The 14,471-nt window shown below is 39.1% G+C and carries 12 protein-coding genes; 11 read left to right on the top strand and 1 reads right to left on the bottom strand.

The window, feature by feature from the left end; genetic code table 11:
• The first annotated feature begins 52 nt into the window (after positions 1–52).
• The 11 genes from prfA (at position 53) to DRF67_RS07715 (ending at position 14,126) form a co-directional block, all read left to right on the top strand.
• Positions 53–1,138: a peptide chain release factor 1 gene (gene prfA, locus DRF67_RS07665; protein ID WP_115927711.1), complete on the top strand. Its 1,086-nt coding sequence runs from the start codon at positions 53–55 to the stop codon at positions 1,136–1,138.
• Positions 1,139–1,217: 79 nt separating this feature from the next.
• Positions 1,218–1,895: a hypothetical protein gene (locus tag DRF67_RS07670; RefSeq protein WP_115927712.1), complete on the top strand. Its 678-nt coding sequence runs from the start codon at positions 1,218–1,220 to the stop codon at positions 1,893–1,895.
• Between the two features lie 91 nt (positions 1,896–1,986).
• Entirely contained in the window at positions 1,987–4,089 is a 2,103-nt protein-coding gene (locus DRF67_RS07675) for a prolyl oligopeptidase family serine peptidase (protein WP_115927713.1), read from the top strand.
• Positions 4,090–4,339: 250 nt separating this feature from the next.
• Positions 4,340–6,463, top strand: a complete 2,124-nt coding sequence (gene scpA / locus DRF67_RS07680; protein ID WP_115927857.1) for a methylmalonyl-CoA mutase — start codon at positions 4,340–4,342, stop codon at positions 6,461–6,463.
• Between the two features lie 59 nt (positions 6,464–6,522).
• Positions 6,523–7,023: a hypothetical protein gene (locus DRF67_RS07685; protein WP_115927714.1), complete on the top strand. Its 501-nt coding sequence runs from the start codon at positions 6,523–6,525 to the stop codon at positions 7,021–7,023.
• Between the two features lie 404 nt (positions 7,024–7,427).
• Positions 7,428–8,234 (top strand): hypothetical protein, encoded by an 807-nt coding sequence (locus DRF67_RS07690; protein ID WP_115927715.1) that lies wholly within the window; start codon positions 7,428–7,430, stop codon positions 8,232–8,234.
• A 10-nt stretch (positions 8,235–8,244) separates the two neighbouring features.
• Entirely contained in the window at positions 8,245–9,636 is a 1,392-nt protein-coding gene (locus DRF67_RS07695; protein WP_115927858.1) for an RtcB family protein, read from the top strand.
• A 78-nt stretch (positions 9,637–9,714) separates the two neighbouring features.
• Entirely contained in the window at positions 9,715–10,260 is a 546-nt protein-coding gene (locus DRF67_RS07700; protein WP_115927716.1) for a nucleotidyltransferase family protein, read from the top strand.
• A 1-nt stretch (position 10,261) separates the two neighbouring features.
• Complete coding sequence (gene prfH / locus DRF67_RS07705) at positions 10,262–10,960, top strand: peptide chain release factor H (RefSeq protein WP_115927717.1); 699 nt, start codon at positions 10,262–10,264, stop codon at positions 10,958–10,960.
• Positions 10,947–11,453, top strand: coding sequence for a tetratricopeptide repeat protein (locus DRF67_RS07710; RefSeq protein ID WP_115927718.1), 507 nt, complete (start codon positions 10,947–10,949; stop codon positions 11,451–11,453). Before prfH ends, DRF67_RS07710 begins: the two co-directional genes overlap by 14 nt.
• A gap of 84 nt (positions 11,454–11,537) precedes the next feature.
• A complete protein-coding gene (locus tag DRF67_RS07715; RefSeq protein WP_115927719.1) occupies positions 11,538–14,126 on the top strand; it encodes a T9SS-dependent M36 family metallopeptidase in 2,589 nt (862 codons plus the stop codon).
• A gap of 51 nt (positions 14,127–14,177) precedes the next feature.
• Here the strand turns inward: DRF67_RS07715 and DRF67_RS07720 are convergent, their stop codons facing one another.
• On the bottom strand, positions 14,178–14,465 hold the full coding sequence (locus tag DRF67_RS07720) for a cytochrome C (protein WP_115927720.1): 288 nt from the start codon (positions 14,463–14,465) through the stop codon (positions 14,178–14,180).
• Positions 14,466–14,471 lie beyond the last annotated feature (6 nt).

The following is a 14,471-nucleotide window of genomic DNA, read 5'->3' on the forward strand; positions in this document are numbered from 1 at the left end:
ACTTTAATTTTGAATTAATAATCCTTATCTTTGCACCCACAAAATTTCCACAATGTCTAAATCATTAATTCCAAAATTAGAAGCTATAAAACAAAGATATAATGAGGTTGCAGACCTTATTATACAGCCTGATGTCATTTCAGACCAAAAAAGATACTCTTCTTTGAATAAAGAATACAGTGATTTGGGAAAAATTGTTAGAGTTTATGACCAATATAAAGGAGCACTGGACAGTATTGCAGAATCTGATGAGATCATTGCAGATGGCTCAGACAGGGATCTTGTAGATCTGGCGAAAGAAGAAAAGCTGGAAGCACAAGCCAGAATTCCCGGATTAGAAGAAGATCTTAAAGTATTGCTGATCCCTAAAGATCCGGCAGATGATAAAAATGTTATCGTAGAATTGCGTGCCGGAACCGGTGGTGATGAGGCGGCGATTTTCGTTGAGGATGTTTACAGAATGTATACCATGTATTTTAAAACAAAGGGGTGGAGACATGAAGTGACAGATTCCAATGAAGCTGCAAAAGGCTACAAGGAATTGATTATGAAAGTGGAGGGAGAAGGAGTATACGGAATCATGAAATTTGAATCAGGAGTTCATCGTGTACAACGGGTACCGGAGACAGAATCTCAGGGAAGAGTTCACACCTCAGCGATTACGATTGCTGTTTTACCGGAGGCAGAAGAAGTGGATTTCGAACTGAATCCTGCAGATATTGAGATGCAGACCTCACGTTCAGGAGGAGCTGGAGGTCAGAACGTGAACAAGGTTGAAACAAAAGTTCAGCTGACGCATAAGCCTTCAGGGCTGGTAGTTGTTTGCCAGCAGGCCCGTTCTCAGCTGGCAAACCGTGAATTGGCGATGGAGATGCTAAGAACAAAATTGTATGATATCGAACTGCAAAAAGTACAGGGCGATATTGCTGCGCAACGTAAATCTATGGTTTCCACAGGAGACCGTTCTGCAAAGATTAAAACCTACAATTACCCACAGGGTAGAGTAACGGATCATAGAATCAATAAATCGATGTATAATCTTGATGCTTATATGAACGGGGATATTGCTGAAATGATTGATGCGGTCATTATGGCGGAGAATGCGGAGAAAATGAAAGGAGAAGAAGAAAACTATTAATGTTTTTTATCATACAGCACAAAGCCTCTGATTTTTTCGGGGGCTTTTCTTTTTTAAATAATTAAATCCAATATAAACCATGAAAAATTACAAAATTATTTTAATGCTTTTGCTTACCGTAATGGGACAATATGTTGCCGCCCAGACTGAAGTAAAGAAACCTAACGAAGCTTTTGAACTGTTCTTTGGAACCTTTGTGAATAATGATGAAGCAATATTGAAAACACTTAATGAGTATCTGAGACCTACCGTAGAAGGACAGGACGCCTATCAGGTCAATTTTAAAGAAACTTCTGAAGAGGTGAAGAACAGCAGTGTAGATCATTTTCTGGAAGCGTTTCCAAAATCTGCAGCATCAGCGTGTAAAAAAGAAGCCAGGGAGTATTTCACGGCAATGTTCGCCAATTTTAAAGCCGCAAAGCTCACCATTAAAGAGGTTAAAGTTGTACCCAATGAATATGTGGAAGGCAGCAAAATTGCTGAGATCACTTATTCCGCAAGCTTTAAAGTACCAGCCAAATTAACGTCCGGACCTGCGGGAGACCCTAAAAAAATAAAAACTGAGGATCTGAAAAAATATTTGATTCAGGCAACTCAGGATTTTAAAAATGCGGATAAAACAGTGACAACGGATCAGAATTTCAGTTTATATGAACTCAAAGAAGGGGACAAAATATATTATTGGAACGGAAGTCCGGACGAGATTGTGACAAACCTTACCGATTTCTACTTCGAAAGTTTTGGCTCAAATGAATGATGGATAACGATCAAATAAAAATATAAGTTCCGCTTTCCGGGACTTTTTTTATTTCACTTACTTTACGTATTTTTGAGAAAAACCGTTCACTATGAATTTTAAACCAATATTGTTAACTGCTGGAGTACTTTTTTCAGCATCTTTTTATTCTCAGAAAATGAACTATCCTAAAGCATTAAAAGGAAATCAGTCCGATACCTATTTTGGAAATGCGGTTTCCGACCCTTTCAGAGACCTGGAGAACGATTCTGAAGCAACCAGAAAATGGGTGGATGAAGAAGTTGCTTACAGCCAGAATTATCTTTCAAAAATCCCGTTCAGAGATAAAATTAAAAATCAGCTAAAGGAGATCTGGAATTATGAAAAAATTTCAGCCCCGTTCAAAGAAGGAGATTATACCTACTATTCAAAAAATGACGGTTTGCAGGCACAATCTGTTTTATACAGAACCCATAACAAAACCAAGACTACGGAAGTTTTTTTAGATCCTAATAAATTCTCAGATAAAGGAACAACTTCACTTTCTAACCTTTCGTTCAATAAAAAAGGAAATCTTGCCGCTTATTCTATTTCTGAAGGCGGAAGTGACTGGAATAAAATAATCATCATAGATGCTGTCACCAAAAAACAGATTGATGACACATTACTGGATGTAAAATTCAGTGGAATTTCATGGCAGGGAGATGAAGGTTTCTATTATTCAAGCTATGATAAACCCAAAGAAGGTACCGTGCTTTCTGGAATGACAGACAAGCACAAGGTATATTTTCATAAGCTGGGAACGAAACAGTCTGAAGACAAGCTGATTTTCGGAGGGGATAAAACTCCGCGAAGATATCTGAGTGCCGGGGTTTCTGAAGACCAGAGATACCTGATCATTTCTGCAGCCAATGCAACCAATGGAAACGAACTGTATGTAAAAGACCTGAAAAAAGGCGGGGACTTTGTACAGATGGTCAAAGGATTTGATATCAACGCAAGTATCGTAGATACGCAAGGTGACGATCTTTTTATTTTTACAGATAAAGATGCTCCGAATATGAAGCTTGTGAAAACCACAATCAGCAATCCCGCTCCTGAAACCTGGAAAGATGTGATTCCACAGACGGAAAATGTATTGGGCATTACTTCGGGTGGTGGATATTTCTTTGCAACTTACATGATCGATGCCATTGATCAGGTAAAGCAGTTTGATAAAACAGGAAAACTGATCAGGGAAATTACACTTCCAGGGAAGGGGAATATTTCCGGATTTGGAGGTAAAGAAAAGGAGAAAGATGTTTATTATTCTTTCAGCAACTATATTACTCCGGGAACTACTTATAAATTTAATGCAGATTCTGGGAAGTCAGAGATTTATCAGAAGCCGAAAGTGAAATTTAATCCTGAGGATTATGTTTCCGAGCAGGTGTTCTATACTTCAAAAGATGGAACGAGAGTTCCTATGATGATCAATTATAAAAAAGGAACGAAGATGGATGGTAAAAATCCTACCATTTTGTATTCCTATGGAGGGTTCAACATCAGCTTGCAGCCTTCGTTCTCTGTCGTGAATGCCATCTGGATGGAAAATGGAGGAATCTATGCTGTTCCCAACATCCGCGGGGGTGGTGAATATGGTAAAAAATGGCATGATGCCGGCACAAAGCAACAGAAGAAAAATGTTTTTGACGACTTTATCGCAGCCGGAGAATATCTGCAAAGCAAAGGATATACGTCTAAAGAGTATATGGCTCTTTCAGGAAGATCAAATGGAGGTTTGCTGGTAGGAGCAACAATGACGATACGTCCGGATCTTGCAAAAGTGGCATTTCCGGGTGTAGGGGTACTTGATATGTTGAGGTATAATAAATTTACTGCAGGAGCAGGGTGGTCTTATGATTATGGGACTGCAGAAGACAGCAAAGAGATGTTTGAGTATCTTAAATCATACTCTCCGGTACACAACGTGAAAGCAGGAACATGTTATCCGTCTACGATGATTATCACCAGTGACCATGATGACAGGGTAGTTCCGGCCCACTCATTCAAATTCGGAGCAGAGCTTCAGGAAAAGCAGGCATGTAAAAATCCTGTTCTATTGAGAATTGAAAAGAATGCAGGTCATGGTGCCGGTAGAGCTACAGATCAAGTGATTAGCGAGAACGCGGACTTAATATCTTTTGCATTATATGAAATGGGAATTATGAAATAACCTATCGATATTAATACATTAAATGTAATGGCTGATTTTTTAAAATCAGCCATTATTTTTTTATGTAATGATGAAAATGTTTTATTGGCTTACGCATTGGCTGATTGATGATCAGGCTACACTGCACAAGGGGAGAATTTACCTCGCAAAGAACTTTTTTATCCCTTAAACTCCAGAAAAGGCTGTATGTTAACAGATGTTTTGTGTTTCATTCAAAAAAATTAACTTTACGGAGATAAAAATTATTGGAATGCGAAAGACAATTTCTGTGAAAAAGCCTGATTTTAAAGTATCCCCTCAGGAAAGAGAGGTTTACAATTTTGAAAAAGACGGGCTGGAGCTTACATCTTCTTATGAAAAAAAAGATGTTAAAAACGAATCACTAACACAGACTTCTCCAGGAATTGAACCGTATCTGAGAGGGCCGTATTCTACCATGTATGTTCAGAAGCCTTGGACAATCCGCCAGTACGCAGGTTTTTCTACCGCAGAAGAATCCAATGCATTCTACAGAAGAAACCTTGCAGCAGGCCAAAAAGGACTTTCCGTAGCATTTGACCTTGCCACCCACAGAGGATATGACTCGGATCATACAAGGGTGGTAGGAGATGTAGGAAAGGCAGGTGTTGCCATTGATTCTGTGGAAGATATGAAAATTCTTTTCAATGAAATTCCGCTGGATCAGATCTCGGTGTCCATGACGATGAATGGTGCTGTGCTTCCAATTTTGTCTTTCTATATTGTTGCTGCTGAAGAGCAGGGAGTAAAGCAGGAACTGCTTTCAGGAACCATTCAGAACGATATTCTGAAAGAGTTTATGGTAAGAAATACCTATATTTATCCGCCTGCCCCTTCGATGAAGATCATTGCCGATATCTTTGAATATACCTCGCAAAATATTCCGAAATTCAATTCCATATCTATTTCAGGATACCATATGCAGGAAGCAGGAGCTACTCCGGTCCTGGAAATGGCGTATACCCTTGCTGACGGCCTGGAATATGTAAGAACGGGGATCAAAGCTGGTATGAAAGTAGACGATTTTGCTCCCAGATTATCATTCTTCTGGGCAATTGGGATGAATCACTTTATGGAGATTGCTAAAATGCGTGCCGCAAGATATATCTGGGCGACGCTTCTGAAGCAGTTTAATCCCCAAAACCCTAAATCTCTTGCCTTAAGAACCCATTCCCAGACTTCTGGATGGTCACTCACAGAGCAGGAGCCTTTCAATAATATTACGAGAACAGCCATCGAAGCGCTGTCATCAGCATTGGGTGGAACCCAGTCGCTGCATACCAATGCTCTGGACGAGGCTATTGCCCTTCCCACAGATTATTCTGCAAAAATTGCAAGAAATACACAGATCATTCTCCAGCAGGAAAGTGGAATTTGTGACGTAGTCGATCCAATGGGAGGAAGCAATCTTGTGGAAAGCCTTACCCAGCAGATGATTGAAGAAGCAATGAGGTATATTGATGAGGTAGAACAGGAAGGAGGAATGACTAAAGCCATTGAAGCAGGAATTCCTAAAATGAGAATTGAAGAGGCTGCAGCCAAAAAACAGGCTAAAATTGACAGTGGAGAAGAATTCATCATCGGGGTCAATTCATTCAGATCAGCTTTAAAGCAGGACCAGATAGAAATCCTCGATATTGATAATACAGAGGTGAGAAGAAAACAGATCGAAAGACTGAACAGTATTAAAGCAGGGAGAAATGCAGAGGCTGTTGCAGAAATTTTGAATGAGATCCGTGAAAGTGCCAAAACAGGAAAAGGAAATCTTTTGGCTCTATGTATTGAGGCTGCAAGAAGAAGAGTGACTCTTGGTGAAATGAGTGATGCCATGGAGGAAACTTTCGGAAGATATAAAGCAAATATTAAAACAATTTCAGGAGTATATGCCATGAATGCCGGTAAAAACGAATACTTTGAAAAAGCACTTCATCTGACACAGAAGTTTGAAGAAGAAGAAGGACGCCGCCCAAGAATTATGGTCGCTAAAATGGGACAGGACGGGCATGATAGGGGAGCTAAAGTGGTAGCCACAGCATTTGCAGATATGGGGTTTGACGTGGATGTAGCTCCGTTATTTCAGACTCCCGAAGAAGTAGCCAAGCAGGCTGTTGAAAATGATATTCATATTCTTGGAGTATCCTCACTGGCGGCAGGGCACAAAACATTGGTGCCACAAGTGGTGGAAGAGCTTGCAAAGTTGGGAGCAGATGATGTTACCATTGTTGTAGGAGGGGTGATTCCGCAGCAAGATTACGAATTCCTTTACGCTAATGGTGCTGATTTTATTTTCGGCCCGGGAACTAACCTACCAAAATGTGCCGTAGAGATTCTCGATATGTTTTTAAATAAAAGTTAAATAACTGGGCCTGGGCTTTTTTTGTATGGTTTTTGTACTTTTAAACAGAAATTTACGATATGGCTTATACAGTAATTTCAATATTTCCTGCAAACGCAGATGCAGAAGGAGTAAAAAGAGAACTACAAAATCAAGGTTTTAACGAAGCGGATATCATTGTTTCAAAATCAAAATTGGAAACTGAATCATCCCCGGATGATTATGAGGATGATGTGAAAACAAAAAGCTTTTGGGGATATGTTTTTGCAAATGATTCTGAAATGCTAGATGCTTATAGCAAGCATAGCGTCGGAAAGCATGATGTCATTGTCTATGCTGAAGATTTTGAGAAAGCGCAAAAAGCAAAAAAAATTCTGAATGAAAAAGGGGCTCTTGAAGTATTCAAGAAGGACACGGAAAGTGAAGTGAAAAAAGATACGGCAGGTCTTCCGGAAGATGTTTATAATGGAATTATCGCAAAAGCAAGACACAATGTATACTTCCTTGATCCGGAAAGAACCTATCGACCGAATAGCAGAGGAATGGGAGATACAATGGATGATCTTGGATCAAAAGATTAAACCATCCTAAATTCCTGATGATATAAATATAACCTGAACGATAATGTTCAGGTTTTTTTTTGTTTTTGAGAAAAATTTATATATTTGCACCTGAAAATCAAGTTTAACCATTTAAAACAACGAAGCAATGTTCAGAACTAATCAGAATTCTACAGTTGGATTGCCCCTTATGGTGGTAAGGCTTCGTGGTATGGTACATTCATAGAATAACAGTACAATGAAATATCAAAACCCGAAGTCGTAGAGATTTCGGGTTTTTTATTGCGCAATATTTCAAACTCTAGTTTCCCCGAAATCTTTTAGTGTCGTTAAGGACAAAAATAGGATGAGGTTTTAATCTTATAACTATACATGTCCATCATTATCAATATATCAACTAATTTTTTAGTTGGATAAAGGAAAAGATGCAAAATACATCAGTAATTACGGATGTTGTGTCTGATACCCTATGTCTTAACATGGAAAATGATAACCTTCTGCTATACCGTCTTAGAAGCGTGCGAAGCAGAAAAAGAACTATAAGAAAAGATGTAATAAAGCAGATAAGAAAAAAGGAAAAACGTAGTAATGAACTTTGGAACACCAGAAGAAATATTCCGTGGATTCCTCTGGATAAACCCTATCAGAGAGGATTTGTAAGATTTTTTGTGGTCCGCGAAGATGTCCTGAGAACAGAGGATGGCGAATTCTTCGAAGGAATTTTGAAGAAAATAAATACCTATATGTATTCCGAAAGCCGCCATTTTCTGAAAAAGAAAAAGAAATACGGCAGAAGAATCTATGTAGAAAGAGAGCAGAAAATAAAATCTATTTCTGCCTGGTCCTGGAATGATCCCAATTTTTTTCTCACTCACAAGGAAAGACAATATTTTGTGAAACAGGAAGAATACTGCGTTTTCAGGAAAATGTACCAGCCTTACTATGAATTCACAGAGCCGTGGAGATTTATCCTGAGAATAAGACCTCATATGATTACCCACTATAAGCCTGTAGACTTTGAACTTGAAAAAGAGTATGCAGAACTGGAATCCTATCTGGGGCAGCATAAAATTACAGGAATTGTCCACAAAACTATGGGTGGAAAATCAAGGTCATGGCGAACAAAAAAAGAAGACCAAAATCTTATCAGAAGCAGGAAATATATTACCTGCAGAATGTCTGCAACAGAGATTGCAGAAAGCTTTATGGATAATGATGTCCAACAATTTTAAAACAAAAACAATGGGAAATTTAAAACTAAAAGGAAAAGATATATTAAAACTGGGTTATCCCAATAACCAAAGCGTAAATGTAGCACTGGAGGTCATGAAAAGAAATTTTGCAACGAAAAATATTCACCACGTAAAATCTCTTTTAAAGGAAATCCTGCTGAATCCGGAAGAATTTGAAAAAGATCTGACTTTCGGACAAATCGCAGAAACCCTGCTTTCATCCAAAAAAACTGAAAAAAGAATGTTGAATTCGCAGCGTTCTTCATTTCAGATTTTTGGTAACAATATCTCAGAAGAGGCAAAAAATCAGTTGTATACTGCTTTGAAACTGCCTGTTTCTACTCAGGGAGCATTAATGCCTGATGCCCACAGCGGGTATGGACTTCCAATAGGAGGAGTTCTGGCAGTGGAAAATGCGGTAATCCCTTACGGAGTAGGAATGGATATTGGCTGTAGAATGAGCCTTAGTATTTTGGATACACCGGTTTCATATCTTGACGGAGCAAGAGATAAATATGAAAAAGCTCTTGCCGAACATACAAAATTCGGGATGTATGAAACCCATAAATCGCACATAGATCATGAGATCTTTGAAAGAGATACTTTTGATCTGATTCCGATCCTCAGAAGATTAAAAGGAAAGGCTGTCAAACAAATGGGATCGTCGGGTGGCGGGAATCACTTTGTAGAATTCGGTGAAGTTGAAATTACTGAAGAAGATGAACAGATTGGGTTACCCAAAGGAAAATACCTTGGTATTCTTTCTCATAGTGGCTCAAGAGGGCTGGGAGCAGAAATTGCACAGTATTATTCAAGAGCGGCAACAGAGCAGTGCCCATTACCAAAGGAAGCGCAGCAGTTTGCATGGCTAGATCTAAGCACTCATCTTGGTTTGGAATACTGGACTGCTATGAATCTTGCGGGTGACTATGCTTCAGCTTGCCATGATGATATTCACAGGAGGCTTGTAAAAGCAGTCGGTGGAAGAGTCAAAGCCAGAATTGAAAATCATCACAACTTTGCCTGGAAAGAAATCCATAACGGTAAAGAAGTGATTGTTCACCGCAAAGGAGCAACACCTGCCAATGAAAATGAGTTGGGGATGATTCCAGGGTCTATGACAGCGAAAGGATTTATTGTTCGCGGAAAAGGAAATCCGGAATCCCTTAATTCAGCATCACATGGCGCAGGAAGAGCCTATTCAAGAGGAGAATGCAGAAGCCTTTTTACTCAGTATGATATCAAAAAAGAGCTGAAACTGAAAAATGTTACACTCATGGGCGGAAATGCAGAAGAAGCGCCAATGGCTTACAAAGACATTCATGAAGTAATGAATGCACAGAGTGAATTGGTAGACATCCTGGGAACATTCCAGCCGAGAATTGTGAGAATGGATAGATAAACAATGTAATACTTTACAACCTTATAGGTTTCTAAAACCTATAAGGTTTTGAATGTTCAATTTAAAAAAATAAAAAAAATGGGAGCACCCCACAATATAAAAAGATACGGTGAAGTCTGGCCGGACTACAGAATTCGGTGCGGACTTGAAATATTAGAAAAACTAAAACGTAAAGTCATACTATCAGGAGGCTGGGCATGGCATTTTATGTCAGAAAAAGGGCATACAGAATACAAGCATGCTCATGACCACAAGGATATTGATGTTTTTGTAAAGAAAGAGAATATAGCAGAGGTGGTTATCATTCTTCAGCAGGAAGGGTTTCAGAAAGTATGGACCCGATATGATCATCTGCCGAGTGAAGAAAACTTTCGCAGGTATGAGAAAACGGTAGAATTGGAAAGCGAAAAATTCCACAGAATTACGATTGATTTCTTTGAAAGGGATGATCTTGAAACTATAGAAGCTAATGGTTTTGCCGTTGTGAAACCTGACATTTTACTTTCATTTTACAGGAATATTCACTCCAGTGACAAATGCTGGGCAGTAATGGCTGCAAAAGATTTATTACAAAAGGGAATAGATCCTGTTGGACACCCTTTATTAAGCAAAATGCCAACATAAAATGGAAAAATTAATACAGATCACTTCAGGGAGAGGGCCTTTAGAATGTCAATGGGTTGTAGCCAAGGTTCTGAAGACCTTTCTTGAAGAGGCAAAACAAAATACAATAGAATACGAAATCATTCATCGTGAAAACGGTGATGAAAACCTGACATTAAAATCAGTGACTTTACTTTTAAAAGGAGAAGAAGTAAACCTGTTTTTAAAAAACTGGCTGGGAAGCGTGTGCTGGATAGGAAAAAGTACATTCAGAAAACTACATAAAAGAAGCAATTGGTTTATCGGAATTTTTGAATTGGAAAATATAAAAATGATAGATTTCAATGAAAAAGATATCCGGTTTCAGAGCGCGAGAAGCCAGGGGAGCGGAGGTCAAAATGTAAACAAAGTGAATACGGCTGTTCGTGCTACTCACATTCTTTCTAAAGAAACAGTGTTTGTGCAGGATTCCCGGTCACAGCTGGAAAATAAGAAACTATCTGTTATCAGATTAAAAGAAAAGGTAATGGCAGTGTATATCCAGCAGCTGGAAAGAAAACTGAAAGACACCTGGTCTCTTCAGATGCAGGTAGAGCGTGGAAATCCGGTTCGTACATTTTCAGGAACAGATTTTAAAAAGAATGACGAAGACAGGACATTCAAAAAACAAAGGAATGCCTTGAAAAATGAATTAAAAAACTACAAAAATGACCTTAACTAAAAGTAAATATTATTTTGAAGCATTAGATTATTTTCCATTCAATCTTTCTGAGTGTATGGATGCTCTGAACTATGCTCTGTCTTATGAACCGGAAGATTCAGACAGCCTCTGCCTGATGGGCCGTATATACTCTGAAGTTCTTAAAGATTATGAAACTGCTAAAAATTTCTTTAACGAAGCACTGCAAAACAATATGGGAAATGTGAATATCCCTAAATATTATATTGAATGTCTTTTGAATTATGAAGATTATGACGAAGCAGAAAAACTAATCGGCTTTGCTTATACTATCAAAGGAATTGATAAAGCTGATATTCTACGTTGCAAGGCACTTTTATGTGAAAGAAAAGAGGAATATTCCGAAGCGCTGGAACATTTAAAAAATGCTGAGAGATTTAGTTATTGCAAAGAAATGACCGCTACATTAAAAGAAAGAGAAAGATTCATCAGGAAAAAAATGCCAAAAATGGAAAAAGAAGAGAAGGTCATCTAGATCTTCTTTTTTTTTGCATAAAATTAATAAAATAGATCACAATGTTATGAATAATTTATAGATTTGCTGTAAATAAACAATTTTATGAATAGAAAATTATTTTTACTTCCGGTTTCGGTAGTCTTTCTCTTTGCCTTTGGCAAAATGAATGCACAAAACGCTACAAAGCTTATTCTGGACTATTACCGGAAAAGTGGAAAATTGATTCAGAAGAACAGCAGCAGTGATAAAGTTGGAGTGATTGTTCTGAATGAAGATCCTTCAAAAAGCCTTGGAGCTACTGTTGTTTATGTACAGCAAACCTACGATGGCCTCAGGATATATAATGCTTTGGGAAAAGTAATTATAAAAGGTGATCAGATCATTTCTGAAAAGAATGACTTTAGCAGGAATATTTTAACAGCCGGTTCTTCACAAAACGCAAAGAGGTTTACGGAAGATTTTATCAGACAAAAATTGGGACTCACCAAAATTTCAAAATTAGATTATTCATCTGATTTATATTTTGAGAAGAATGGAATGTATGTTCTTTCAAAAGAAATATTCGTTTCAGACGGAAATTCTGCAGATGTATGGCACGTTATTATGGATGCTGCGAGTGGCGAGATACTGAGTAAAGATAACATGACTCTTCATTGTAATTTTGAAAACAGTTCGGATTCTCATGGACCATCCTTTGACGTATCAGATGCCCATACGGAACAGCATCCCATAAATTATAAAGCTGAGACTCCAGCTGGCGCAGCTAATCTGCTTTTACCTGGTAACGCTTCGTATAATATTTTTGCACTACCGGTGGAAGCGCCAACATTTGGAACCCGTACCATCGTCAATAATCCATGGGATCTGACAGCGTCTCCTGAAGGATGGCATTCTGATGGTACAAATAATTATACCATTACAAGAGGGAATAACGTATATGCGTATTCGGATCAGGACAATGCCAATATCCCGGGATATTCTCCTGACGGGGGGAGTACTCTGAATTTTAATTATGCTTTTGCCGATGACCGGTATGCCGACCCATTTGCCTACAGGGACGCTGCCGTAACCAATTTATTTTATATGAACAATAAGATGCATGACCTATTTTATAAGTTCGGATTTACAGAAACAGCAAGAAACTATCAAACCAATAATTTTACGAATGGAGGATTTGGTGGTGATGCGGTAAGAGCAGAAGCTTTTGATGGAAGTGGCCTGAATAATGCTAATTTCAGCTCAGGATATGAAAGAATTACAACTGCAGGTGTGATTCAGGTTTTAGCCCCGAGAATGCAAATGTATCTGTATGACAGAACCCAGACCGCAGCTGATCCTATTGTAAGATACCAATACAATGCGCCGGCAACGGCAGTAAGCAGACCGAAAGTATTAACCGGTGGGGCTTCATTCGGGCCTATCTTTGGACCTCCTGTTACGGGAGATCTTGCCTTGTCTGTCCCCACCGATGCCTGTACGGCGCCTGCAGCAGGAAGTCTTACGAATAAAATTGCAATAATGACCAGTACGGGATGCGAGTATGGACTTAAAGTACTGAATGCACAAAATGCCGGTGCCATTGGAGTCATTGTATACAGGCCATCCACTGATACTCCGGCAAGCATGGGAGGAGGAACATCAGGAAACCAGGTAACGATTCCAGCCATAAATATAGGGAAAACAGAAGGTGAATTCATGGTGGCACAGCTGAATGGCGGTACGACAATGAACGCTACCTTAAATGTTGATTTTAGCGGATTTAAGCATTCAAGCTTTGACAACGGGATTATAGCCCATGAGTACGGTCATGGAATTTCAAATCGGCTTACAGGACAGGGATACAGTTGTCTTTCAGCAGCAAATACAACTGAGCAGATGGGAGAAGGGTGGTCTGATTATTTTGCACTGATGCTAACCACGAGACCCGGTGACACTTCTGCTGTTGCAAGAGGTGTAAGCACTTATCCAAAAGGCCAGCCTAGTACGGGAGAGGGAAACAGGCCGGCAAAATATTCTCCGGATTTTTCAATAAATGATTATACCTATGCGAGAACAAACACGGCAGTGATTCCCCATGGAGTCGGATTTATATGGGCAACCATGCTATGGGATCTTAGCTGGAAGTATATCGAAAAATATGGATATAACAGTGACGTCTTAGCCAGTACAACTTCAGGAAATGCCAAAGTCTTACAGCTGGTGATAGATGGACTTAAACTACAGGCCTGTAGCCCGACGTTTATTGACGGGCGAGATGCCATTCTTCAGGCTGATGCCGTTGGAAACGGAGGCGCAGACAAATGTATGATCTGGAAAGCTTTTGCCAAACGGGGGCTGGGAGTAAATGCTTCTGCCGGAGTAAAGACGGTGGCCAATGATCAGGTAGAAGATTTTACAGTTCCACAGGAATGCGATACTATTCTTGCAACCCAGGATGTTAAAACAGCTGATCACCAATTCATTGTATTCCCGAATCCAACCTATGATGAATTCTTTGTAGGAAATATCGATCAGTCCTCTAAAGAAGTTAAGATTAAAATGTTTGATATGTCTGGTAAGCTGTTGTTGTCTGATTCCAGGGAATCCGGTTCAAAAAAGGCCATTTCTACAAAAGGATTCCAGAAAGGAGTGTATATGGTTCACATTCAGCAGGGAGATAAAACACAGCTTGAAAAGCTGATCGTAAGATAAAAACTCTGTTGAACAGGATACAAAATAAAAAATAAGCTTTCCAAAGAAAGCTTATTTTTTATTTACAGAAATCAGATAATCGTAAACCATTTGATGCTGGTCATCATTAAGCTTGGCTTTTGGAGCCATACGGTTTAACGTTTTGATCCATCCCTGGTTGTCATGCTTGGTAGGTTCAGGCAGTTTGTGGCATTTTGCACAAGAGTTTTCAAAAATTGTTTTTCCCTGAGCCAGCTGTTCGGATGCCGTGTACTTGGGACCTGTTACAGCTGTGCTTTTCGGACCACAGGATACAAGAAATGCCGATGCTGCGATACTCGTTAAAATTAATTTTTTCATACCGTA

It is taken from the genome of Chryseobacterium pennipullorum (assembly GCF_003384725.1).
Taxonomy (GTDB): Bacteria; Bacteroidota; Bacteroidia; order Flavobacteriales; family Weeksellaceae; genus Chryseobacterium; species Chryseobacterium pennipullorum.

Coding starts and splice junctions, on each gene's coding strand:
- prfA (WP_115927711.1), top strand. CDS start 53: ATGTCTAAATCATTAATTCCAAAATTAGAAGCTATAAAACAAAGATAT.
- DRF67_RS07690 (WP_115927715.1), top strand. CDS start 7,428: ATGCAAAATACATCAGTAATTACGGATGTTGTGTCTGATACCCTATGT.
- prfH (WP_115927717.1), top strand. CDS start 10,262: ATGGAAAAATTAATACAGATCACTTCAGGGAGAGGGCCTTTAGAATGT.
- scpA (WP_115927857.1), top strand. CDS start 4,340: ATGCGAAAGACAATTTCTGTGAAAAAGCCTGATTTTAAAGTATCCCCT.
- DRF67_RS07670 (WP_115927712.1), top strand. CDS start 1,218: ATGAAAAATTACAAAATTATTTTAATGCTTTTGCTTACCGTAATGGGA.
- DRF67_RS07710 (WP_115927718.1), top strand. CDS start 10,947: ATGACCTTAACTAAAAGTAAATATTATTTTGAAGCATTAGATTATTTT.
- DRF67_RS07700 (WP_115927716.1), top strand. CDS start 9,715: ATGGGAGCACCCCACAATATAAAAAGATACGGTGAAGTCTGGCCGGAC.
- DRF67_RS07715 (WP_115927719.1), top strand. CDS start 11,538: ATGAATAGAAAATTATTTTTACTTCCGGTTTCGGTAGTCTTTCTCTTT.
- DRF67_RS07685 (WP_115927714.1), top strand. CDS start 6,523: ATGGCTTATACAGTAATTTCAATATTTCCTGCAAACGCAGATGCAGAA.
- DRF67_RS07675 (WP_115927713.1), top strand. CDS start 1,987: ATGAATTTTAAACCAATATTGTTAACTGCTGGAGTACTTTTTTCAGCA.
- DRF67_RS07695 (WP_115927858.1), top strand. CDS start 8,245: ATGGGAAATTTAAAACTAAAAGGAAAAGATATATTAAAACTGGGTTAT.
- DRF67_RS07720 (WP_115927720.1), bottom strand. CDS start 14,465: ATGAAAAAATTAATTTTAACGAGTATCGCAGCATCGGCATTTCTTGTA.